Origin of the sequence: Pseudomonas sp. MIACH (genome assembly GCF_001269925.1) — a bacterium.
Taxonomy (GTDB): Bacteria; Pseudomonadota; Gammaproteobacteria; order Pseudomonadales; family Pseudomonadaceae; genus Aquipseudomonas.
Genome location: NZ_LHVO01000046.1, coordinates 50,784 through 74,654, shown reverse-complemented (window position 1 = coordinate 74,654; position 23,871 = coordinate 50,784). Strand labels below are relative to the sequence as shown.

The 23,871-nt window shown below is 60.7% G+C and carries 20 protein-coding genes; 11 read left to right on the top strand and 9 right to left on the bottom strand.

The window, feature by feature from the left end:
* Positions 1 to 113 precede the first annotated feature (113 nt).
* A complete protein-coding gene (locus AD670_RS17490; protein WP_053134958.1) occupies positions 114 to 671 on the bottom strand; it encodes an NADPH-dependent FMN reductase in 558 nt (185 codons plus the stop codon).
* Between the two features lie 226 nt (positions 672 to 897).
* Here AD670_RS17490 and AD670_RS17485 point away from each other — a divergent pair, with 226 nt between their 5' ends.
* Positions 898 to 1,134, top strand: a complete 237-nt coding sequence (locus AD670_RS17485) for a hypothetical protein (RefSeq protein ID WP_053134954.1) — start codon at positions 898 to 900, stop codon at positions 1,132 to 1,134.
* A gap of 63 nt (positions 1,135 to 1,197) precedes the next feature.
* Here the strand turns inward: AD670_RS17485 and AD670_RS17480 are convergent, their stop codons facing one another.
* The gene (locus AD670_RS17480) at positions 1,198 to 1,542 is read right to left on the bottom strand and encodes a hypothetical protein (protein WP_053134951.1); all 345 of its coding nucleotides are present in this window, start codon (positions 1,540 to 1,542) and stop codon (positions 1,198 to 1,200) included.
* 181 nt (positions 1,543 to 1,723) lie between these two features.
* Here AD670_RS17480 and AD670_RS17475 point away from each other — a divergent pair, with 181 nt between their 5' ends.
* Complete coding sequence (locus AD670_RS17475; RefSeq protein WP_053134948.1) at positions 1,724 to 2,617, top strand: LysR substrate-binding domain-containing protein; 894 nt, start codon at positions 1,724 to 1,726, stop codon at positions 2,615 to 2,617.
* Here the strand turns inward: AD670_RS17475 and AD670_RS17470 are convergent.
* The 5 genes from AD670_RS17470 to AD670_RS17450 form a co-directional block, all read right to left on the bottom strand.
* Positions 2,614 to 3,195: a GNAT family N-acetyltransferase gene (locus AD670_RS17470; protein WP_082340991.1), complete on the bottom strand. Its 582-nt coding sequence runs from the start codon at positions 3,193 to 3,195 to the stop codon at positions 2,614 to 2,616. The two genes, AD670_RS17475 and AD670_RS17470, sit on opposite strands and share 4 nt — an antisense overlap.
* A gap of 8 nt (positions 3,196 to 3,203) precedes the next feature.
* Positions 3,204 to 5,459 (bottom strand): Orn/Lys/Arg decarboxylase N-terminal domain-containing protein, encoded by a 2,256-nt coding sequence (locus AD670_RS17465; RefSeq protein ID WP_053134942.1) that lies wholly within the window; start codon positions 5,457 to 5,459, stop codon positions 3,204 to 3,206.
* A gap of 202 nt (positions 5,460 to 5,661) precedes the next feature.
* On the bottom strand, positions 5,662 to 6,402 hold the full coding sequence (gene dnaQ, locus AD670_RS17460) for a DNA polymerase III subunit epsilon (protein WP_172681497.1): 741 nt from the start codon (positions 6,400 to 6,402) through the stop codon (positions 5,662 to 5,664).
* Between the two features lie 82 nt (positions 6,403 to 6,484).
* Positions 6,485 to 6,937 carry a ribonuclease HI gene (gene rnhA / locus AD670_RS17455; protein ID WP_003173571.1) on the bottom strand — a complete coding sequence of 151 codons (453 nt, stop codon included), beginning with the start codon at positions 6,935 to 6,937 and terminating at the stop codon, positions 6,485 to 6,487.
* Positions 6,938 to 6,967: 30 nt separating this feature from the next.
* Positions 6,968 to 7,726, bottom strand: coding sequence for a class I SAM-dependent methyltransferase (locus tag AD670_RS17450; protein ID WP_053134936.1), 759 nt, complete (start codon positions 7,724 to 7,726; stop codon positions 6,968 to 6,970).
* Positions 7,727 to 7,791: 65 nt separating this feature from the next.
* On the opposite strand from AD670_RS17450, the gene gloB reads away from it, so the two are divergent.
* From gloB to AD670_RS17405, 9 genes are all read left to right on the top strand, one after another.
* Positions 7,792 to 8,559: a hydroxyacylglutathione hydrolase gene (gene gloB / locus AD670_RS17445; protein ID WP_053134933.1), complete on the top strand. Its 768-nt coding sequence runs from the start codon at positions 7,792 to 7,794 to the stop codon at positions 8,557 to 8,559.
* Between the two features lie 98 nt (positions 8,560 to 8,657).
* Entirely contained in the window at positions 8,658 to 10,073 is a 1,416-nt protein-coding gene (locus tag AD670_RS17440; RefSeq protein WP_053134930.1) for a lytic transglycosylase domain-containing protein, read from the top strand.
* Between the two features lie 225 nt (positions 10,074 to 10,298).
* The gene (locus AD670_RS17435; RefSeq protein WP_053134928.1) at positions 10,299 to 12,128 is read left to right on the top strand and encodes an extracellular solute-binding protein; all 1,830 of its coding nucleotides are present in this window, start codon (positions 10,299 to 10,301) and stop codon (positions 12,126 to 12,128) included.
* Positions 12,125 to 13,969 carry an extracellular solute-binding protein gene (locus AD670_RS17430; RefSeq protein ID WP_053134924.1) on the top strand — a complete coding sequence of 615 codons (1,845 nt, stop codon included), beginning with the start codon at positions 12,125 to 12,127 and terminating at the stop codon, positions 13,967 to 13,969. The genes AD670_RS17435 and AD670_RS17430 overlap by 4 nt, the downstream gene beginning before the upstream one ends.
* On the top strand, positions 13,970 to 15,046 hold the full coding sequence (locus tag AD670_RS17425) for a microcin C ABC transporter permease YejB (RefSeq protein WP_027606500.1): 1,077 nt from the start codon (positions 13,970 to 13,972) through the stop codon (positions 15,044 to 15,046).
* 1 nt (position 15,047) lies between these two features.
* Positions 15,048 to 16,067: an ABC transporter permease gene (locus tag AD670_RS17420; protein WP_053134921.1), complete on the top strand. Its 1,020-nt coding sequence runs from the start codon at positions 15,048 to 15,050 to the stop codon at positions 16,065 to 16,067.
* A 1-nt stretch (position 16,068) separates the two neighbouring features.
* A complete protein-coding gene (locus AD670_RS17415; RefSeq protein ID WP_053134918.1) occupies positions 16,069 to 17,682 on the top strand; it encodes an ABC transporter ATP-binding protein in 1,614 nt (537 codons plus the stop codon).
* Positions 17,683 to 17,859: 177 nt separating this feature from the next.
* Positions 17,860 to 21,306: a hypothetical protein gene (locus AD670_RS17410; protein WP_053134914.1), complete on the top strand. Its 3,447-nt coding sequence runs from the start codon at positions 17,860 to 17,862 to the stop codon at positions 21,304 to 21,306.
* Positions 21,307 to 21,379: 73 nt separating this feature from the next.
* Complete coding sequence (locus AD670_RS17405) at positions 21,380 to 22,267, top strand: AraC family transcriptional regulator (RefSeq protein ID WP_053134910.1); 888 nt, start codon at positions 21,380 to 21,382, stop codon at positions 22,265 to 22,267.
* Here AD670_RS17405 and AD670_RS17400 read toward each other — a convergent pair.
* Positions 22,209 to 22,796 carry a LysE family translocator gene (locus tag AD670_RS17400; protein ID WP_053134907.1) on the bottom strand — a complete coding sequence of 196 codons (588 nt, stop codon included), beginning with the start codon at positions 22,794 to 22,796 and terminating at the stop codon, positions 22,209 to 22,211. The two genes, AD670_RS17405 and AD670_RS17400, sit on opposite strands and share 59 nt — an antisense overlap.
* Positions 22,797 to 22,894: 98 nt before the next feature.
* Positions 22,895 to 23,779, bottom strand: a complete 885-nt coding sequence (locus tag AD670_RS17395) for an NAD(P)/FAD-dependent oxidoreductase (RefSeq protein ID WP_053134903.1) — start codon at positions 23,777 to 23,779, stop codon at positions 22,895 to 22,897.
* Between the last annotated feature and the right edge of the window lie 92 nt (positions 23,780 to 23,871).

The window sequence follows — 23,871 nt, the reverse complement described above, 5'->3', positions numbered from 1 at the left end:
CTCGCGAAAAACGTCAACGATAACGCGTGCTTCCTGAATGAACGCGGCGCCTATGAGTTTTTCGCGAGCAAGCTCGCTCTTACAAAAGCCTTAACTGAACGGCGAGTGCCGATTCAAGCTGTCTGTTTTTCTACCCATTTGCCGTAGGCATCAATAAATGCCTGCAGGAACGGCTTGGTCTTTTCCGACACCTTGCCGGACTCATCGAACACGCTGCCCGCGCCGCCCAGGTAGGCTTCCGGCTGCTGCATGCACGGCACATCGAGGAACACCAGGGACTGGCGCAAGTGGTGGTTGGCACCAAAGCCGCCGATGGCGCCCGGCGACACGCTGATGATCGCCCCCGGCTTACCGCTCCAGGCGCTTTGACCATAAGGACGGGAACCTACGTCGATGGCATTCTTCAACGGCGCGGGTACGGAACGGTTGTACTCCGGCGTCACAAACAACACCGCGTCGGATGAGCGTACTTGCTGACGGAAACTACTGTAGGCTGCGGGCGGTGATGCCCCGTCGATGTCTTCGTTGTAGAGCGGCAAATCGCCAATTTCCACAATGTTCAACTTCAGGTTGGCAGGGGCCAGTTCGGCCAATGCCAGGGCGACCTTGCGGTTGATCGAGTCTTTTCTCAAGCTGCCAACCAGAACGGCAATCGTGTAGACCTTGCTCATTGGGTTTCTCGACGTCTGACTAAGGGAGCTTGTAGTTATAAAGGCTTCGCAGCGCGCTCACCAGAAGGTTTTGATAATCCTCCAGACGTTTAGCTCGCGATTCGATGCGTAGGAACCGTCTGAAAATGTCAGCGAATAGTATTTTTTTCCAATAGGTAAACTACCCCTCTTTATGACGGTCTACAGCACCGCATATCGAGTGTTTATCTCCAGAGGTTCTAAACAGATGGCAGCAGTACTAGTCGGACAGTTTCATGCCAGAGACGCAGAGGGTCGTGTGTATTCGGTGCATGAGTTCCAGGAATCCAACCCGGCGCAAGGCGACCTGGCTGGCTCGGCACCCGCCACCACCTACAAGCTGGCCATTGGCGACCGTGTAGAAAAACTGGAAGGCGATGAGTTCAAGCTGATCCAGTCGGGGACCATTATCGTCCGCGAATCGCAGACCGTCCTCGCCTCATAAGATTGATCGCCCAGACGTACCAGCTCAGTCCTGGCCATTGACGGCATTGACTGAGCTGGGTGGTCACGGGCGGCGAATCTCCGTCACTTCGAGCCCCGACTCACCGTCGACCTGCTTGAGCGTGACCATCAAACTCCCCCGCTCGCCTTCGACCGCGTACATCACCCGCCTGTAACCCGGCGAGTTGTACCCCGGATACGCCACCACCTGCTTGACTTGCGTCATGCCCAGCACCGTGCCGACCTGCGCGGCGACTTGTTCCTGGGTACGGATGAAGGCCTCAAGCGCAAGGTTTTCCGGGACTGATTCATCGTGATTGCTGAAGAGATAAGCAGCCAAACACCCTACGGTCACCAGGACCAGCAGTTGTTTGACCGTTACCCCGAGAAATGTCGAGGGCAGAGGCATATGAGACCAGACCTGTTTTTGTTGTATGTGCCGGTAACCGGCATTGGTCGTTGATGATCAGACGCGCCATTTTAGTGGGGTCCTGGCTGAACGCCAGCGACATACGCGACCCACACCGTCTTTTTTGCGCACGACGGCATGCGCCATTGAATCCCCAACGCGCTGCACATAGACTCCGGCCATGCGTTTACGTCATATCGAAGTGATTCAGGCCATCTTGCAGACCGGGCACCTCGGCACCGCCGCCGAATGGTTGCAACTTCCCGTGGGCGATGTAGACGCGGCACTCAAGGATGCCGAGCAGCAATTGGGCTTCATGCTGTTTGCCAGTGTGCGCGGGCGTTTGCAGGCGACACGGGAAACCCTGGAGTTGCAGGCAGAAATTGCCCATGTGTACGAAGCCCTGGAACCGGTGCAACGCCTGGCCAGCCGCTTGAAACACCATCACGCCCCCACCCTGCGCGCTCTGTGCACGCCGCCCCTGGCCAATCAACTGCTGCCCCAGAGTATCGCGGTCCTGCGCCGACGCTTCCAGGACACGCCGTGCAACCTGTCGAGCCAGCCAACGCGGGAAATCGTCCGCAGCCTGTTGCTGCACGAGGCCGACGTGGGCCTGAGCCTGCATGACCCGGAACATCCGCAAATCCACAGCACTGTGCTCGCCCAAGGCAAATTGCAACTGCTCGCGCCCCACGGCTGGCTCAAGCCCAAGCAGAAGTACATTGCGCTGCAAGACCTGGCCGGGCAGTCGATGATCGGGCTTGAAGGGCACGACCCGCTCAGCCGCCTGCTGGACGCCAAGCTGCAAGCCTTGCGCCCGCTGCCGGTGGTGCAGACGCGGGTACAGACCTACCAGATGATGCGCAGTATGGTGGAAGCCGGCGAAGGCCTGGCGATAGTCGACCCATTCACTGCGTTTGGCGCGCGTGAGGCGGGTTTGGATACATGCCCGGTGTCACCGCCGATCATGGTCAGCCTGTATGCGCTGACACTCCAGGATGGCGTGACCTCCCCCGCGCTGAATGCGTTGCTGGAGATCGTCACGCAAAAGGCCCAAGCCCTGCTGGTGAGTTAAAGCCGCTCGGCTTCGGTCTTGAACAACCGATACCAGAAAATCGCCACTTCACGGGTTTGCGGGTCTATGCCGCGATAACGCAGGTGGTCGATCCCGCCCATCACATAGCCGCAACGCTCATACAGACGGCAGGCGCCGAGGTTGTTGTTCTGGGTTTCGAGCATCATGCCTGGCAGGTTTTTCTTGCGGCTCCAGAACTGCGCCACGTCCAGCAAGGCCTTGGCCACGCCATGGCGCCGCGCGGGCAAGGCCACCGCCAATTCGTCTACGTGGGCAAAGCCATTCCAATTGGTGCTGACCACGATATGCCCGACCGCACGATCATCCAGGTAGGCCATGAAGATCGCACTGTCCGGCGCATCACGAAAACTGGCGAACTCTTCAGGATCGATCCCATAACATTTGCGGTACGGCAGGATGCGCTCCAGCGGCCATTGATCCACACGCTTGCCCATCTCCGGCACACCGTAGGCGCTGACCTCGAAACTGAAGTCATTGCCCCATACGTAGGCATCGAAGCCCTCGTCGGCGACCCGCACACTGAGCCCTGGATACTTCGGGTTCATTACAGCTTGCATAAACATCCTTAACCCTTGATGCAATCGACGGTGTAACAACGACCACTGCCGTCATCTTCGTGTTGTAACCCGTGAACATCGGCAACAAAACCGGGGAAACTGCTATCGAACGTCCGGGCAAACGCCAGGTAGTCGATGATCGACCGGGTCGACTCGGTAAAGCGCTCGCCCGGCATGATCAACGGGATACCCGGCGGATAAGGCACCAGCATCACGGCTGCAATGCGTCCTGGCAAGGCATCAATGGACACTGCCTCCACTTCTCCCCTTACCAATTGGTCGTAGGCGTCGGCCGGTTTCATCGCGATTTCCGGCAGCACCGTGTACATGCGCTTGAGGTGCTTGGCGGTGGCGTTGCTGCGGTAACAGCTGTGCAATTGGTCGCACAAATCGCGCAAACCCAAGCCCTGATAACGCGCCGGGCCCTGGGCAAACACCGATGGCAAACAACTGGCGAGGCTGACATTCGCGTCGTAGCTGCGCTTGAACTCCAGCAATTCGGTGAGCAAGGTACTCCATTTGCCTTTGGTGATGCCCATGGAAAACAACACGAGAAATGAATACAGCCCGGTCTTTTCCACCACCAGCCCGCGTTCCCAGAGGAATTTGCTGACCACTGCCGCCGGAATGCCGCAATCGCTCAAGGCGCCGCCGGCGTTGAGGCCGGGCATGACCAAGGTCACCTTGATCGGGTCCAGCAACACGTAGTCTTCGGCCACGTCACCAAAGCCGTGCCAGTCATCCTGCGGCTGCAACAGCCAATCCGCCGTGGCGACGCGGTCGATGCCCGCCACCGACGGCGGCTGCCAGATGGAGAACCACCAGTCTTCGGCGGCAATGTGTTGGCGCAGGTTGGCCAGGGCGCGGCGAAAACTCAAGGCCTCGTCGAACATTTCCTGCAGCAGCGAGCGCCCGGCCGGGCCTTCCATCATCGCCGAGGCCACGTCCAGGGAGGCGATGATGCTGTACTGCGGCGAGGTGGAGATATGCATCATGAAGGCTTCGTTGAAACGGTCGCGGTCCAGTTGGCGCGCGCCGCCGTCCTGCACATGGATCATCGAGGCCTGGCTGAACGCCGCCAGCAGCTTGTGGGTGGAGTGAGTGGTGAACACCAGCGGGCTGTCCGGGGTACGGGAGGTGCCCATGCCGTAGCGCCCGGCAAAGAACTCGTGGAACGCCGCATAGGCATACCAGGCTTCGTCAAAGTGCAGCACCTCGACACTGTTGCCCAATTGCTGCTTGATCAGCTCGGCGTTGTAGCACAGGCCGTCGTAGGTGGAGTTGGTGACCACGGCCAGCTTGACCTTTGGCGGCCGCCCACGGGTCAACGGGCTGGCCTCGATCTTGGCGCGGATCGAGTCGGGGCTGAATTCGCTCAGGGGAATTGGGCCGATGATGCCCAGCTCATTGCGCTCCGGGCACAGGTACAGCGGGATCGCACCGGTCATGATGATCGAGTGCAACACCGACTTGTGGCAGTTGCGGTCCACCAGCACCAGGTCATCGCGCCCCACCATGGAGTGCCAGACGATCTTGTTGGCGGTGGACGTGCCGTTGATCACGAAAAAAGTATGGTCAGCACCGAAGTTGCGCGCGGCACGGGCCTCGGCTTCGGCCAGCGGCCCGGTGTGGTCCAGCAGTGAGCCCAGCTCGGGCACCGACACCGACAGATCCGAGCGCAGGGTATTTTCCCCGAAGAACTGATGAAACGCCTGCCCCACCGGGCTTTTGCGATAGGCCACGCCACCGCCATGGCCGGGGGTGTGCCAGGAATAGTTGGAGTCTGCCGTATGTTGCACCAACGCTTTGAAAAACGGCGGCAACAAGCCATCCAGGTAACTGCGGGCAGCGCGGGCCACTTGGCGCGCCAGAAACGGCACGGTGTCTTCGAACAGATAAAGGATGCCACGTAGCTGGTTGAGTTCGCTCATGGCATCGGCCGGGGCGTTTTCCAGGGTGACTTGCTCGCCCAGGGCGAAGATCGGCAGGTTCGGCGCTCGCAGGCGCGCCAGGCGGATCAGCTCGACCATGTTTTGCAGCAGGTGGGTATTCTCACCGGCGCCTTCGGCAGCGATCAGCATGCACGCCAGGCCGTGATGGGTCGCCGCTACCAACCGGCCTTCGGCGTAGTCCACGGCAGAAAAGATACTGAAGCCCTCTTGTTCCAGCTCTCGGGCGATGCCTCGGACCCGGTCACCGGCAACGGTGTCGGCCTTGATGTCGCGGTGCACGATAAGCACAGGGAACTTCAGGTCTTTGTACATGAGTGCGTGTAGTCCTGAGGGCTATGCACTCAAGGGTAGAAGCTCGGGGACGATGACGCGAATGAAGATTTTGAAAGCAATGGCGATCAACTGTGGGAGGGGGCTTGCTCCCGATGACGGTATGCCAGCTCATATTTGATTGGCTGATACACCGCTATCAGGGCAAGCCCCCCTCCCACATTTTGATCATACCTACGCAGGGCTATTGTTGTGTTAGCTGGGTCCACAACGCCGGGGCACCCGCGGACTTGGCAATGGCTTCCAGTCGCGCCGCATGCTCGGCCATATCCTGCTCGCTGGCGCGGATGATGGTGGTGGGCTTGCGATCGGCCGGCAGGCGGCGAATTTCCGAAGGACGGTTGCCCGAGCCTTCCGCCGAGCCGCTGCCATCGGAGGCATTGCCGGCCAGGGACAGGCTGGTCTGCCCACCGGTCATGGTCAGGTAAACGTCGGCGAGAATCTCGGAGTCGAGCAAGGCGCCGTGGAGTTCACGGCCGGAGTTGTCGACGCCATAACGTTTGCACAAGGCATCGAGGCTGTTGCGCTGGCCCGGGTGACGCTCACGGGCCATCATCAAGGTGTCGAGGATCGAGCAGTGCTTGGAAATATCCGCACGATCCGTCTGCCCCATCAGGGCAAATTCGTTATTGATGAAGCCGACGTCGAACGCCGCGTTATGGATGATCAGCTGAGCGCCATTGATGAATTCGAAGAACTCATCGGCCACTTCGGCAAAACGCGGCTTGCCCTTGAGGAACTCGTCGGTAATACCGTGGACGCCGATGGCGCCTTCGTCACTGTCACGGTCCGGTTGCAGGTAGACGTGGAAGTGACGACCGGTGAGGCGCCGACCCATGAGTTCGACACAGCCGATTTCAATGATCCGGTGGCCGTCGGTCACCGGCATGCCGGTGGTTTCGGTATCGAGTACAACAGATCGGATGGCCATCAGGGTTCAGCTCTCAACGGTGTGGTGTGCAGTGTGGTGTGAGTCAAGGGGCGCGATGTTAACACGTCAGCCAACATCAGCTCTGCTTGTAGCCCCGCACTTCGTCCACACCACGATTGGCCAACTGGTCGGCGCGCTCGTTACCCGGATGACCGATGTGCCCGCGCACCCATTTCCAGGTGATGTCATGGCGGTTGCATTGCTCATCGAGCAATTGCCACAGGTCGGCATTCTTGACCGGCTCCTTGGCCGCAGTCTTCCAGCCGCGCTTCTTCCAGTTGACCATCCACTCATTGATGCCCTTCATCACGTACTGGGAGTCAGTCACCAGCAGCACGTTGCAGCGGCGCTTGAGTTCTTCCAGGCCGCGAATGGCGCCCATCAGCTCCATGCGGTTGTTGGTGGTGTTGGCTTCGCCGCCCCACAACTCCTTCTCTACGCCCTTGCACACCAGCAATGCGCCCCAGCCGCCGGGGCCCGGGTTGCCCTTGCAGGCGCCATCGGTGAAGAGTTCTACGCTGTCAGTCATCGGTTACTCGGTCTTAAATCAAAAAGGTTTTTACGGTTCGCTTTGCTTGCGGTTGACCTTGGCCATCGGCATCGGCACCAGCTTGCCCATGGGTTGTCGCAGCACCTGGCGCACTGGTCGCAGGCCGACCACAATCTTGCGCGCCACTAATAAATAGAAGCCGCCACCCGAGAGTTGCCACGCCCCTGCGCGGCGCTCCCAGCCGGCCAGGCGGCCTTGCCACTTGGCCGAGGCAAGCGGCGGACGATAGCACCCGAAGCGGCGTTTCTCCAGCGCGAAGCCCAGCAGGTTCAGCCAGTCCCCGACCCGCGACGGCGAGATGCACCGCGCCTGGCGCAGGCCATCATGGGCGAACACATGGCGCAGGCCCCAACTACTCCAGGGGTTGATGCCGATAATCAGCAAATGGCCACCCGGGCGCACGCTGCTCGCCGCTTCGCGCAGCAGACCGTGGGGTGACAGGCAGAAATCCAGGCCATGCTGCAACACCACCACATCGGCGGCATGCTCGCTCAACGGCCAGGCCTGCTCCTCGCAGACAATCTCCACCCCCGGCAACGGCGCGCCCAGGCGCACATTGCGTTGCACCTGGGGCGCGGCGGGCGGGGTCTGGGCCGACGGGCCGTAATGCACCAGGTAGCCGCCAAAGAAACGGCCCAACTCGTCTTCGAGCATGCGCCGCTCTTCATCCAGCAGAAATTGCCCGATGGGCCCGGACAGCCATTCACGGGCCGCGCCGATCAGGGCCAGCCACTCAGGATCGGCCTGGGCGAACGCTTTATCAGTCATTGCATTCTCCAACTCGCCTAGACGTTCTAAGATGCACCAATGTGATCAGCTTGGCGAATCGAAGAATGATACAGATCAGTGCCCTCCCCGCCTTTACCGACAACTACATTTGGTTGTTGCAGGACCCGCAAACCCAACGTTGTGCCGTGGTCGATCCCGGCGATGCCGCGCCGGTGCTGGCCTGGCTCAAGCAAAATCCGACGTGGACCCTCAGCGACATCCTGATCACCCACCATCACCACGACCATGTCGGTGGCGTCGAACAACTCAAGCGCGTGAGCGACGCCCAGGTGTATGGCCCGGCCAACGAGACGATCCCGGCGCGGGACATCGCCCTGCAGGATAACGACCGCATCAGCGTGCTGGGCTGGGACTTCGACGTCTATGCCGTGCCCGGCCACACCCTGGGCCATATCGCCTTCTACCACCAAGGCGTGCTGTTCTGTGGCGACACCCTGTTCGCCGCCGGCTGTGGCCGCCTGTTCGAAGGCACGCCGGAGCAGATGCACACCTCCCTTGAGCGCCTGGCCGCCCTGCCCGCCGATACCTTGGTGTACTGCACCCACGAGTACACACAAAGTAACCTCAAGTTTGCCCAGGCGGTGGAACCGCAGAATGCCGATATCTCCGAACGGGTGGAAAACGTCCGCCAAATGCGGGCCCGCGGCGAGATAACACTGCCTTCCAACCTGGCCCTGGAAAAGCGTACCAACCCCTTCTTACGTACCGCCGAAACATCTGTTAAACAAAAAGCGGACGAACGGAATGGCCGCGACAACCGCTCTGGGGCCGAGGTGTTTGCTAGCTTGAGGGCGTGGAAAGATAAGTTCTAAGACGATGCAATCTGATACGTAATTTCTGAATGGTTGACCGGAACCAAAGCGCTTTCTAGAATCGCCCGACATTTTTGCCCGGAACTTACTTCCAGCCAATGTCGTCATCTATTCGTAAATCCAACCATTCAGACGCATTGACCCGCCTGGCTCAAGCTGTGGCGGTGGCTGTGTCCGCCACGCTGGCGGGCTGCCAATCGACAAATTTCGCCGCACAATCCACCGTGCAACCCAAGCCCAACCTTGCCGCCAAGATCAAACAGAAACCCGTCATCTGGCTTTCAGAGAAACCTGCTCCAGAAGTGCCCCAGGACGTGTGGGAACGCATGCGCCGGGGCTTTCAATTGCAGGACAACGTGGGCGTCAACCCGCGTATCGAGCAACAGCGCCTGTGGTTCGCCAGCAACCCATCCTTCCTGGAGAACGCCGGTGAACGCGGCAGTCTCTACATTCATTACATCGTCGAGCGCCTTGAAGAACGCAACATGCCCCTGGAGCTGGCGCTGCTGCCAGTGATCGAAAGTGCCTACAACCCGATGGCCTATTCGCGCAGCGATGCCGTCGGCCTGTGGCAGTTCATTCCCTCCACCGGCCGCTACTTCAACCTGCGCCAGACCCGCGCCTACGACGGCCGCCGCGACATCACCGCCTCCACCACCGCCGCCCTGGACTACCTGACCCGTCTGCACGATATGTTCAATGGCGACTGGCTACTGGCCCTGGCCGCCTATAACGCCGGCGAAGGCACGGTGAGCCGGGCCATCGAGCGCAACGAGAAGCTCGGCCTGCCCACCGACTACTGGAACCTGCCCCTGCCCCAGGAAACCAAGGACTACGTGCCCAAGTTCCTGGCGCTGTCCCAGGTGGTACTGGCCCCCGAGGCTTATGGCGTCAACCTGAACCCGATTGCCAACACGCCGTACTTCGAGGTGGTTGAAGTCAAGCAAAGCATGGACCTGTCACGGGTTGCCGCGCTGGCCGAGATCGACGAAGACGAACTGTTCCAGCTCAACCCGGCACTCAAGCAACGCACCACCCTGGATGGCCCGCAACATCTCCTGGTACCGAGTTCCAAGGCACAACTGCTCACCAGCACCCTTTCGACGATGAAGCCGGAAGAATTGCTGGCGATGCGCCCGAAAAAGCAGGTGTTCGACGAAGTTGAGACCGCACGGGTGGCCGGGCGTACCCGCAGCTACAAGGTGCGCAATGGCGACAACCTCACGCTGATCGCCAAGGCGAACAAGGTCGATGTGCACGACCTGCAGCGCTGGAACAAACTCAACGGCCAGGCCCTCAAGGTCGGCCAGACCCTGGTGATGCAGGACACCCGCAAGCTGGTGGCCAAGGCCGACAGCAAGAAGCCGGTGCAGTACAAGGTCAAGAAAGGCGACTCGCTGTACATCGTCGCCAAGCGCTTCAACGTCGAGATGCAACATCTCAAGCGTTGGAACCCGCGTACTGGCCAGGCGCTGAAGCCGGGGCAGATGCTGGTAGTGTCTGGGCCGCGCTAAGGTTTTCAGAACACTGTAGAACCAATGTGGGAGGGGCTTGCCCCCGATATCGGTGGATCAGCCAATGAATCTGGTGGCTGACAAACTGCTATCGGGGGCAAGTCGAATCGTCGCACCGCCCCTCACACACTCAATCTCCAGTGTTCCCAACCGGCTTTTTCCAAGTGGAACAAGCTGTTACTGTACCGATCATAAAGCCCAAGCCGCCTGGATCGGATCTCTGACTTGAAGCGTCCCCTCCTTCTATTAATAAGTCTGGCCTTGAGCTTTGGTGCCAACGCGACGATTACCGAGAGCCACGGTTATACGCAGTTCGGCACGCTCAAGTACCCGGCCAAATTCACCCACTTCGATTGGGTAAACCCTGCAGCGCCGAAAGGCGGGACCTTGCGGGTCATGGCATTTGGCACCTTCGATACCCTCAACCCCTACACCTTCAAGGGCTCAAGCCCGGTTTCCACCCCCAATTTCCTGCAATACGGCGTCAATGAGCTGAACGAGCCGTTGATGGTCGGCACCGGCCAGTACGCGCCGTCCGGCGATGAGCCGACCTCCAGCTACGGGCTGATTGCCCAATCGGTGGAATACAGCGAGGACCGCAGTTGGGTGGTGTTCAACCTGCGCCCGCAAGCACGCTTTCACGATGGCAAGCCGATCACCGCGTATGACGTGGCGTTTTCCTACCGCACCCTGCTGACCGAAGGCCACCCCCAGTACCGCACCAACCTGCAGGAAGTAGCGCGGGTGGACATCCTCAACCGTCACCGCATCCGCTTTGTGTTCAAGCGCGCCGGCAACCCGTTGCTGATCCTGCGCCTGGGCGAGTTGCCGGTACTGCCCCAGCACTATTGGAAAAACCGCGACTTCAAGGCGACCACCTTCGAACCGCCCCTGGGCAGCGGGCCGTACCGCATCAGCAAGGTCACCCCTGGACGCCAACTGGTGTTCGAACGGGTCAAGGATTACTGGGGCAAGGACTTGCCGGTCAACCAGGGCTTCTATAACTACGACAAGGTCGAGGTGGAGTTCTACCGCGACAGCGACGTGGCCTTCGAAGCATTCAAGGCCGGCGAGTTCGACATCTACATCGAGCACCAGGCCAAGAACTGGGCCAATGGCTACAACTTTCCGGCGGTGAACCGTGGCGAGGTGATCAAGGCGCAGATCGCCCACCAGATCCCGACCCAGAGCCAGGGCCTGTTCATGAACACCCGGCGTCCAACCTTCAGCCAGACCAAGGTGCGTGAAGCCCTGGGGCTGATGTTCGACTTTGAGTGGACCAACCGCACCCTGTTCAGCAGCGCCTACAAGCGCACGCTCAGCTACTACCCCAACAGCGAATTCGCCGCCACCGGTGTTCCAACCGGCCGTGAATGGCTGATGCTCTCCCCCTACCGCGAACAGCTGCCGCCCAACCTGTTTACCCAAGCCTTCAGCCTGCCCCAGACCGACGGACGCGGCATCCCCCGCGAGACCCTGCGCCGCGCCCTGGCGCTGCTGGGCGAGGCCGGGTGGAAGTTGTCGGGCCAACGCCTGCTCAACAAGGACGGGCAACCGCTGCGCTTCGAGATCCTGTTGGTCAACCCGAACCTGGAGCGCATCCTGCAGCCCTATGTCGAGAACCTGATCAGCATCGGCATCGACGCACGCCTGCGCACTGTCGACCGCGCCCAGTACAAGCAACGCCTGGATCAATTCGATTTCGACATGATCCTGATCACCCTCAACCAAACCTTGAGCCCCGGCCTTGAGCAGTGGCAGTACTTCCACTCCAGCCAGGCCGCGATCAAGGGCAGCAAGAACTATGCAGGCATCGCCAACCCGATTGTCGATCACCTGCTGGAACAACTGCTGGCGGCGCAGACCCGCGAAGAACAACTGGCCGCCGGCCGCGCCCTGGACCGGGTGCTGCTGTGGCAGCACTACAGCATTCCCAACTGGTACCTCAACTATCATCGCCTGGCGTACCGCAACCGGTTCGCCTTTGTCACCACGCCGCCCTACAGCCTGGGCCTGAGTGCGTGGTGGCTGAAAGCTTCGGAGAAAGCCCAATGATGTATTTGCGCAACGTCCTGCTCGGCAGCCTGTTGCTGTGCACCACGGCCCACGCCGCCCCGCAACATGCGCTGACGCTGTACAACGAGCCGCCGAAATACCCCGCCGACTTCAAGCACTTCGACTACGTCAACCCGGATGCGCCCAAGGGCGGCACCTTCCGCGAGTCGAGCATGGGCGGCTTCGACAGCCTCAACCCGTTTATCAGCAAGGGGGTGCCGGCTGACAACATCAGCCTGATCTACGACACCCTGGCCATGCAAAGCCTGGACGAACCCATCACCGAGTACGGCCTGGTCGCCGGCAAGATCGAAAAAGCCCCGGACAACAGCTGGGTGCGTTTCTACCTGCGCCCCGAAGCGCGCTTCCACGACGGCCACCCGATCCGCGCCGAAGACGTGGTATTCACCTTCCAGGAACTGATGAAGGAAGGCTCGCCGATCTACCGCACCTACTACGCCGATGTCGATGAAGTGGTCGCCGAAGACCCGCTGCGGGTGCTGTTCAAGTTCAAGCGCACCAACAACCGCGAATTGCCGCTGATCCTCGGGCAACTGCCGGTGCTGCCCAAACATTGGTGGGCCACGCGGGAGTTTGCCAAGGGCAACCTGGAGGTGCCGCTGGGCAGCGGGCCGTACAAGGTGGCCGAGGTCAAGGCCGGGCGCATGATCCGCTACGAGCGCGTCAAGGACTACTGGGCCAAGGACCTGCCGATCACCAAGGGTTTCTATAATTTCGACAACCGCATCACCGACTACTACCGCGACAGCACCGTATCCCTGGAAGCGTTAAAGGCCGGGCAGTTCGACTACTGGCTGGAATTCAGCGCCAAGAACTGGGCCAACGCCTACAACATTCCGGCCGTGACCGAAGGCCGGTTGATCAAGGAAGAGATCCCCAACGGCAACCCCACCGGCATGCAGGGTTTTGTGTTCAATACGCGCAAGCCGATGTTCCAGGACGTGCGCGTGCGCAAGGCCATCAGCCTGTTGCTGGATTTCGAGTGGAGCAACAAACAGCTGTTCAACGGCGCCTACACCCGCACCCGCAGCTACTTCGAAAACTCTGAAATGGCCGCCACCGGGCTGCCCGGCCCGGATGAGCTGAAGATCCTTGAGCCCCTACGCGACAAGATCCCGGCCGAAGTCTTTACCCAGGCCTTCGAGCCCGCCAAGACCGACGCCAGCGGCATGATCCGCACCCAGCAACGCGAGGCCTACCAACTGCTGCAGGAAGCCGGCTGGCGAATCGTCGACGACAAGATGGTCGACACCACGGGCAAACCGGTGACCATCGAGTTCCTGCTGGCACAGACCGAGTTCGAGCGCATCCTGCTGCCCTTCAAGCGCAACCTGGCGGACCTGGGCATCGACCTGGTGATCCGTCGGGTGGACGTCTCGCAGTTCGTCAACCGTGTCCGCTCGCGGGACTTCGACATGATGGTGGGCAGCTTCCCGCAATCCACCTCGCCGGGTAACGAGCAGCGGGAGTTCTGGAAGTCTTCCAGCGCCGACAAACCCGGCAGCCGCAACTACATGGGCCTCAAGGACCCGGCGGTGGACCAACTGGTGGAAGAACTGATCGACGCCGACTCGCGCAAAAGCCTGATCGCCCATGCCAGGGCCCTGGACCGTGTGCTGCAGTTCGGCTACTACGTGATCCCCAACTGGCACATCAAGACCTTCCGCGTGGCGTACTGGGACCACCTCGGCCATCCGAAAACCCCGCCGCGCTATGACGTGGGCACCGCCACCTGGTGGGCAAAACCCAACGTAAAACCTGCCGTCACCTCAGACGCGAACACCAACACGAGCGCCGATGCGGCGAGCGGAGGCGATTAAATGCTGGCCTATATTGTTCGCCGCCTGTTGCTGATCATCCCGACGCTGTTCGGGATCCTGCTGATCAATTTCATCATCATCCAGGCCGCCCCCGGTGGCCCGGTGGAACAGATGATCGCCAAGCTCGAAGGCTTTGAAGGTGCCACCAGCCGCATTGCCGGCGGCGGTGCCGAAGTCTCGGTGGCCGGCTCCAGCAGCTACCGTGGCGCCCAGGGCCTCGACCCGGCGCTGATCAAGGAAATCGAAAAAATGTACGGCTTCGACAAGTCGGCGCCGGAACGCTTGTGGATCATGGTCAAGAACTACGCCCGGCTGGATTTCGGCGACAGCTTTTTCCGTGACGCCAAGGTCATCGACCTGATCAAGGAAAAGATGCCGGTATCGATCTCCCTGGGATTATGGAGCACGCTGATCATGTACCTGGTGTCGATCCCGCTGGGGATCGCCAAGGCCACGCGACATGGCAGCCACTTCGATGTGTGGACCAGCTCGGCAATCATCGTCGGCTATGCGATCCCGGCGTTCCTGTTTGCGATCCTGCTGATCGTGGTGTTTGCCGGCGGCAGCTATTTCGACTGGTTCCCCTTGCGCGGGCTCACGTCCAACAACTTCGATGAGTTGAGCTGGGGCGGCAAGGTGCTCGACTACTTCTGGCACTTGGCGCTGCCCATCACCGCACTGGTGATCGGCAACTTCGCGACCATGACGCTGCTGACCAAGAACAGCTTTCTCGACGAGATCAACAAGCAATATGTGATCACCGCCAAGGCCAAGGGCCTGACCAACCACCGCGTGCTCTACGGCCATGTATTCCGCAACGCGATGCTGCTGGTGATCGCCGGGTTTCCGTCGGCGTTCATCGGGATTTTCTTCACCGGCTCGTTGCTGGTGGAGGTGATTTTCTCCCTCGACGGCCTGGGCCTGATGAGCTTTGAAGCGGCGATCAACCGCGACTATCCGGTGGTGTTCGGCACGCTGTTTATCTTCACCCTGCTGGGGCTGGTGGTGAAACTGATCGGCGACCTCACCTATACCCTGGTCGATCCGCGTATCGACTTCGCCAGCCGGGAGCATTGAGATGAATCTATCCCCCCTCAATCGCCGCCGGTTCGAGCGGTTCAAGGCCAACAAGCGTGGCTGGTGGTCGCTGTGGCTGTTCCTGATCCTGTTCGGGCTGAGCCTGGGCGCCGAGCTGATCGCCAACGACAAGCCACTGGCGGTGCACTACGACGGCGACTGGTATTTCCCGGCGCTCAAGCGCTACCCGGAAACCACCTTCGGTGGTGAATTCCCGCTGGAAGCCAACTACAAGAGCCCGTATATCCAGGAACTGCTCAAGGCCAAGGACGCCTGGACCTTGTGGGCGCCGATCCCGTTCAGCTACCAGAGCATCAACTACGACCTGAAAGTGCCGGCCCCCGCACCGCCTTCGAGCGTCAACCTGCTGGGCACCGATGACCAGGGCCGCGATGTGCTGGCGCGGGTGATCTATGGCTTCCGTGTGTCGGTGCTGTTTGCCCTCACCCTGACCGTGCTGAGTTCGATCATCGGCGTGATCGCCGGCGCCTTGCAGGGTTTCTATGGCGGCTGGGTCGACCTGGCCGGGCAGCGCTTCCTGGAAATCTGGTCCGGCTTGCCGGTGCTGTACCTGCTGATCATCCTCGCCAGCTTCGTGCAGCCGAACTTCTGGTGGCTGCTGGGGATCATGCTGCTTTTCTCGTGGATGAGCCTGGTAGACGTGGTGCGCGCCGAGTTCCTGCGCGGGCGTAACCTCGAATACGTGCGCGCGGCCCGGGCACTGGGGATGCAGAACGGCGCGATCATGTTCCGCCACATTCTGCCCAATGCCATGGTCTCGACCATGACCTTCATGCCGTTCATCCTCACCGGCGCCATCGGCACCCTGACTGCCCTGGACTTCCTCGGCTTTGGCCTGCCAGCCGGTTCGCCCTCGCTGGGGGAACTGGTGGCCCAGGGCAAATCCAACCTGCAAGCACCGTGGCTGGGCATGAGCGCGTTTGCCGTGCTGGCGATCATGTTGAGCTTGCTGGTGTTTATCGGCGAGTCCGCTCGCGATGCCTTTGACCCGAGGAAATGAGATGAATCAGGACAATCTGATCGAAATCCGCGACCTCTCCGTCGAGTTCGTCACGGGCGAGCATCACCACCGCGTGGTCAACAACGTCAGCTTCGATATCAAGCGCGGCGAAACCCTGGCCCTGGTCGGCGAAAGCGGCTCCGGCAAATCGGTGACCGCGCACTCGATCCTGCGCCTGCTGCCCTACCCGCTGGCCCGGCACCCATCCGGCACCATCGCCTATTCCGGGCAAGACCTGCTGACCCTCAAGGAAAAGACCCTGCGGCATATTCGCGGTAACCGTATCGCGATGATTTTCCAGGAGCCGATGACCTCGTTGAACCCGCTGCACTGCATCGAAAAGCAGATCAACGAAGTGCTCGGCCTGCACAAGGGCCTGACCGGCAAGGTCGCGACCCGACGCACCCTGGAGTTGCTGGAGCTGGTGGGCATTCCCGAGCCGCACAAACGGCTCAAGGCCCTGCCCCACGAACTGTCGGGCGGCCAGCGCCAGCGGGTGATGATCGCCATGGCCCTGGCCAATGAGCCGGAACTGTTGATCGCGGATGAGCCGACCACCGCCCTCGACGTCACCGTGCAGTTGAAGATTTTGGAACTGCTCAAGGAGTTGCAGGCGCGTTTGGGCATGGCCTTGCTGTTGATCAGCCATGACTTGAACCTGGTGCGGCGTATTGCTCACCGGGTGTGCGTGATGCAGCAAGGTTGCATCGTCGAGCAGGCCGAGTGCGAGACGCTGTTCCAGTCGCCCCAGCACCCTTACACCCAGGAACTGCTGGCGGCCGAGCCCAGTGGTGGCCCGGCCACCAACGAAGTCGGGCCGCCGTTGCTGGAAGTCGATGACCTGAAAGTCTGGTTCCCGATCAAGAAAGGCTTTTTGCGCAACACCGTCGATTACGTCAAGGCCGTGGACGGGATCAACTTCAGCCTGCCCCAGGGCCAGACCCTGGGCATCGTCGGCGAAAGCGGCTCGGGCAAATCCACCCTGGGCCTGGCGATTTTGCGCTTGATCGCCAGCAAGGGCGGGATTCGTTTCGAAGGCCAGCAACTGGACACGCTGACCCAGCAACAGGTACGCCCGTTGCGCCGGGAAATGCAGGTGGTGTTCCAGGACCCGTTCGGCAGCCTGAGCCCACGCATGTGCGTCAGCGAGATCGTCGGCGAAGGCCTGCGCATTCACAAGATGGGCACGCCTGCCGAGCAGGAAGCCGCGATTATTGCGGCGCTCAAGGAAGTGGGCCTGGACCCTGAGTCCCGCCATCGCTACCCCCACGAATTCTCCGGTGGCCAACGCCAACGCATCGCGATCGCCCGCGCGCTGGTGCTAAAGCCGCGCCTGATCCTGCTGGACGAACCGACCTCGGCGCTGGACCGCACGGTCCAACGCCAGGTCGTGGAATTGCTGCGCAGCCTGCAGGCCAAGTACAACCTGACCTACCTGTTTATCAGCCATGACCTGGCGGTGGTGAAAGCCCTGAGTCACCAGTTGATGGTGGTCAAGCAGGGGCAGGTGGTGGAACAGGGCGATGCGCGGGCGATCTTTGCCGATCCGCAGCATGCGTATACGCGCCAACTGCTGGAGGCTGCCTTTCTAGTGCCGTGCCCAGAGCCCCTCTGAGCGATCAGCATGCCCACGTCCGGCGTGGGTGTGCCGCACAATCGGATCACTGCGACTGCCTACTCGACCTACAGCAACTGCGGATGGCGCAGGCTATCAAGCACGGGTAGAAACGCCCGAACATGAAGTTCCGCTCAAGAGCGTTTTCTTGAGCAACCTTGAAACGGAACTTCATTCATGTACGAATTTGCCCCGCTGATTGCCGCTGCGGCGATCCAGCCGCTGCCTGCCAGCCCCGTCTCGTTTGCCACCCAGGATGATCTGACGCTGATCAACAACCTGGTTGCATTGCTGTCGCCCGTTGTACCGCACAATTGGTCCCAGCAGGGGCCTCCCGCGTTTATCAAGGTCGACCGACAGTCCAGGCTCGGCCAGTGGATGGTGCTGTTCGGCAAAGCCATCAACCAGAGCGTGTTCCTGGCATGGGCCGACACCCAGCACCTGGAGTATCGAAGTATCAGGGTCATAGGGGGGGCCCTGCACACCAAGGTCATTCAACACGATCAACTGGTACCCAAGGTATTTCATCTTCATGACGACCTGGGTTGGCAGGACGTGTCCGTACCGATCCTGGGCATCTGCGAGATCATTGATCCAAACCAACTGGGCGTGCCCTATATCGACCCGCCAAACGGCCTGAGTACATTTGAATTGCCACTTGAGTTAACGCTGGCGTTCTACGGTTACAGGTTGCCGCAAAACCACATCCAGGCGCGGGTGATCGTCGATGAGCTGCAGGCCTACCGTGCCTTTCCAACTGTTGGCGAGAATGGCCGCGCGCATTCAGCGACACGCCATGAACTTGAAGCCCAGCACCTGGATTTGCTGCAACTGGCCGATACGCTCGAAGCCTGCATGGACAGCGCAGCCGCCGCAGATGAACCCCACGACAGCTATCTCGCCTACCGTCAGCGCCTCACGCTGAGGTCGGACTCCTACGTAGCACGCACCTTGAACGAGGCGGCGCAATTGCTGCAGAGCGTGATTAATTCGATCGATTTCACGCAAACATTCCAAACGCCACTGAGTCACGATGAGTACTTTATTTATTCCGGCGAGGATCATTCCTTGCGCAGCTCCGCCCTTGAGAATCAGGGCACCAGCGTCAGCTTGCGTACACACCTGGGCGGCGCGCCCGTGGCGGGTCGGCTGATTCGCTTGGCGCAATATGCCGCTTTGCTGGGAGAACAGGTAGCTTCCAATAACAGCCTGAGCCTGGCGGAACTCATGCACTTCTATGCCATTGACGTGCCCATCCAAGCCAGCGAAGTGCAAGCCCTGATCGCGCGCCTGCGCCAGTCATCCGTGCCTGAGCAGCCTTACTGCGGTGAAGCGGCCCAAGATGTGGAATGGCTCAAGCGCAAACAGAACAGCCTGAGCGCCCTGAATAACTTTAATCGCCTGCAGACGGAGTTGGAGCGCGTCAGCACGGGCAAACAACCCGATGAAAAGATTGAGCTCGACGATACCATCGAGCTGGATACCGACTCCATTTTCTACCAGTTGCTGGAAGAGAGCGCTGAAAGACTGCTGAAGATGATCAGGCACCCATCCTTTGTCGCCATTTGCGTAAAACGCAATATCGACGATGAGAAGGCCTTGGTACTGCTGACTGAAGATGGCTACATAGGCGCGGACGACAGGGATGGCAAGCGCAAGAAGCTCACCGACGATGTCGCTGGCAGTCCATCACTCAGACGCTATGTCACGCTCTTGCAGGAGTTGGCTAAACGATTGGGCGGTGAGCTGCGCAGCGATATGAAGGCCTCCCTCAAGCAGTTGATGAAGTTCCTGCGCATGACCGAAGTGAAGACCGCAGACCAGGCCCAGCAGGCGGCTCATTACTTGAAGGCCGTCAGGGCTGCAACCCCGCGTCTGGGCAATTACTGGCAGGGTTTAGGCCAGCCGCAGCCGTCTTTGCTGACGTTATCCAGCGCACAACGCCGCCAGGTATTTGAAGCGCAGCAGGCCTTTGCACAGGAGCAGGGAGCGCCACTGTTCACATGGCTCGGCGAACCTTTTTGGGCCGACAAGAGCGCACCCATGATTCGCGCCGAAGCCGACATACTGCTGAACCAGATTGTGCAGAGTCACCGCAGCCAGCGATTGGCTGACCGCCTGAGCACCCTGGTCAAGTGGTCCGCGGCGGCACTGCACGGCACAACGCCCCAACACCGCCGGCAGACACTGCTGCTCAGCGCACTGATTCTGAGCCTGGATGAACAGGCCGGCACACAACGCAACCTGGTCGGCGGCCTGGCCATCGATAGCGCTTACTACTGGGGTGACGACTGCGCAGCGGTGCGCAGTAATCTTGAAGCCCTCCTACGCCTGACCCTGCTGGAAGGCGCCCCACTGGCCGCGCATCTGTTACTCAGCGGCAGCGCCCCGCAATTCCTGGTGCGCAACATCTCCGAAACACTGCCCTACCTGTGTAACCAGAACTGGGTCGTGTTCAAGCAGTTCGTCGATTTCATCGAACTAAGAACCCCAGGCGCCAGCCGGCACATGACCCTTGAGAACATCATGACCCTGGTCCATAACCCTGCTACGACGCTTAACCGGGAGTTCTGGGCGCTGCCCCCTACGGTCGATCCCGTCCTGGACTGGGCGCGTGCCAATGGCGTGGTGGATGCGACGGACACGGACCTGCCCTTTAAGCGCGAGCTCGCCGTGCGCACCTATGAGAAACAAAAGCGCACACTCAACGATGCCTTCGGATCGCTGCACACACCCTATCCGGATCAGAAGGAGGCGGCATTGAGGTACCTGCGTGAGGTCTATCCAGGTAACGCTAACCTGGACAAAACAGTGTTCATGTCAGTGCCCTTCCTTCCGCCAGGTACTCGCTACCCGCAAGTCAGCAGCCTGAATATTTCCTTTTCGCTGGCTGAACTGTATCTGGCCGGGGAGTTGAAGCACATGGAGCGCTGGAGGGCGATTCTGCCGCAGGTACGTGTCGACAGGTTCTCGCCCCCCTTGAGCGCGCTCAAGGACCACAACGCGGATGAAAACTTCAACGCCGCGCTCAAATCCATGCGCGAAAGCTATACCGTGTACATCGCTTACCTGCTGTCCTGCCTGCCATTGCCCAAGCGTGTCAGCCTGGAGCAGGGAGACATCGAACTGTTGCTGTTACGCAAACCGTCGCCGAGTGCCCCGAACACGATGATCACCGCACATTTTGGCTGCCTGTTGCGTGTTCGCTATCAGCGGGATCACTACCTGCTGCAACTGCTTCCCAAGCAGATGCTGATCACGCGGCTGGTCAACCCACCTCCGGGATTGCTGAGTGACCCGGTCGCCGCAGGCCCGCTAGAGTTGCAGATCGATTGGAACGCCTACCTCACGGGGTCCGAGCCCCTGGCGGACGCCCGCTCGCAGGTCCTGCTCCACCCCCTGGATACAACCCCCATCACCGATACCCAGGGCGACCCTGCTGCCATACCAAAGTCCTGGCAATCGGCACGACTGGAAGCGATTGCCAGGACGGTCGTTGACCAATGCCTGCTCAGCAGCCACCAGGACCTGAGTGAGTCCACGCAGAACCTCAACCATGTAGAAAAGGTTCTGTTGATCAACACAAGGCGAAGCGAGCGCTTGCACAACCTGAAACCCTATTAGGCCAGCGGCTACACAAAGGCCAGGGTCTGTGCAACGATTGGTTACCGATCTTGCCTGCCCTGGAGTCGTGCCCATGACGATGACCGCCCTCTGCCCCGCCGCACCGCGCTTCTGGCGCGACGAGCGCCTGCCGTTCATCGAAGCGCGTACCATCGCCGACGGGCGCAAGGTCACTTATACCCGGCACGCTCATGAGCATTTTTCTATCGGCGCGATCACCACCGGGCGCAGCTATTACCATCACGGCGCCGATACGTTCCTGATCAGCGCCGGCACGGTGGTGCTGATGAACCCGGGCGATGTGCATGCCTGCAACCCTATCCACGACCAGCCCTGGTCCTATCACATGCTCTACCTCGATACGCCCTGGCTGACCGAATTACAGTACCAACTGGGCTTCAGCACCGACCAGGGTTATCGCGCTTTCAATACGCCGCATACCCGTGACCCGCTGCTGTACAGCGGCTTGCTGGCGTTATACCGAATGCTGGTGAATGAACAGGCCGAGCTCCTGCAAAAACAGAGTGCACTGGTGAGTTACTTCACTGAAGTCCAGCAGCGCCTGAACCCCTCACCCACGCCGGTACGCGAGGTCAACCATAAGCTGGAGCGGGCCGCCGAGTACATCCGCGAGCACTGCACCCAGGCGTTGAAACTCGACGACATCTGCCTGGCGGCCGAACTGTCGCCGTCGTACCTGATCCGCGCCTTCAAGCAGTATTACGGGCTCACGCCCCACGCGTTTCTGGTCAACCAACGCATCCAGTTTGCCCGCACCCGGTTGCGCAATGGCGAGTTGATCGCCGATGTGGCCCTCGCTGCGGGCTTTGCCGACCAGGCGCACTTCCAGCGCACGTTCAAGCAGCATTTCGCGGCCACGCCCGGGCAATACCGCGAGGTGCTCAAGCCATCAGCAAATAACCCACACTGGCCACCAGCAACGCGGCCATTGAGCGGTTGAACAGGCGCACGCCGTGGGGATTGTCCAGGTAGCGGCGCAGGAAGGTCCCGGCATAGGCCCAGCACGCCACTGACAGGTAGCAGATCACCAGGTAGAGGCCGGCAAACAGCCAGACCTGCGCCGCGTCGCCGTCGGCCACAAACAAGCCCATGCCCGCCACACAGGCCAGCCAGGCCTTGGGGTTGAGCCACTGCATGATCGCGCCATAGAGCATCGACGGCGCGGTGGCGCCGCCATCCGCGTCGAGCCGGCCATCATCCACCGCCAGTTTCCAGGCCATGTACAGCAGGAAAGCCACCCCGCCCCACTGGATCAGCTGGGTCAGTATTGGCCAGCGCACCAGCACCTCGTGTAAACCCAGGCCGATCAGCACCAGCAGCAAGGTAAAGCCAACGGCAGCACCGAACACATGCTTCTGGCTGGCGACAAAACCGAAGCGCGCCCCTGAACTCAGGGCGACCACATTGACCGGTCCCGGCGTGATGGACGTGGCCAGGGCGAAGGCGGCCATGGAGATGATCAAGCTCATTGCGGTTCCCTTTTTATGATGAGGCGTAAACAGGGCTCCACGGTATAAGGCCCGCGCGCAGCGGTATTGAACAAAATGCCCCTGCGGCGGCAATGGCTTCACGCGTTGATCAACGAGAAATGTGCGCCCACCCCGGCGCGTACGCCCTCGCCCACGGCCAGCGCAACGGACCCGGCGGCGAGGGACGTATCACCACAGGCAAACACGCCAGGCACCGAGGTCTGGCGAGTGTCGTTGGTGTGCAGATAAGGCCCGGTGGGGCCGTCGGCCAATTCACAGCCCAGTTGTTCGGCCAACGGACTGATGCGCGTGCGGGACAGGGTGAAGATCCCGTCGAGGCTGAACACCCTGCCATCGTGCAATTCCAGGTCGGCACGCTCGCCGCTGATACGCCGCACGCCCGCGCTTTCCACGCTGACCCCACGTCGATCCAACTGCGCCTGTTGCTCGGCATCCGGGGTAAACACACCATTGGTGAACAAGGTGGTGGTGCCCCAGTCCGGCAGCATCAGCGCGTGGTGCATCGCCAGGGGTGAGGTTGCCAGGACGCCGATACGGCCTTGGTCCAGTTCATAGCCATGGCAGTAGGGGCAATGGAACACTCGCGTCCCCCAGCGCTCTTCCAAGCCTTCGACCGCCGGCAGTTCATCCACCACTCCAGTGGCGAGGATCAGGCGTCTGGCGTGAAACGTACCGCTATGTTCGGTGCGTACACCGAAACCCTCAGCCTGTTGGTTGACCTGAACCGCACTGCCCTGCACCCAGGTGACCGTCGGATATTCCATCAACTGGCTGCGCCCTTCGGCCGCAATGACCTCCGGCGCCTGGCCGTCCTGGCCGAGAAACCCGTGGGACGTGGCGGCAAACCGGTTGCGCCGCTGCCCCGCATCGATCACCAGCACCTGGCGCCGCGCCCTTGCCAATTGCAGGCCCGCAGACAGGCCGGCATAGCTGCCGCCCACGATAATCACGTCGTACATCATGAAAGTGACTCCATGTTGTGTGCACGCGGTTATCCGCGGGCTTTCACGACACACCATAAGTTACATAAAAATAGCCCGTCAAGAGTCTCGCA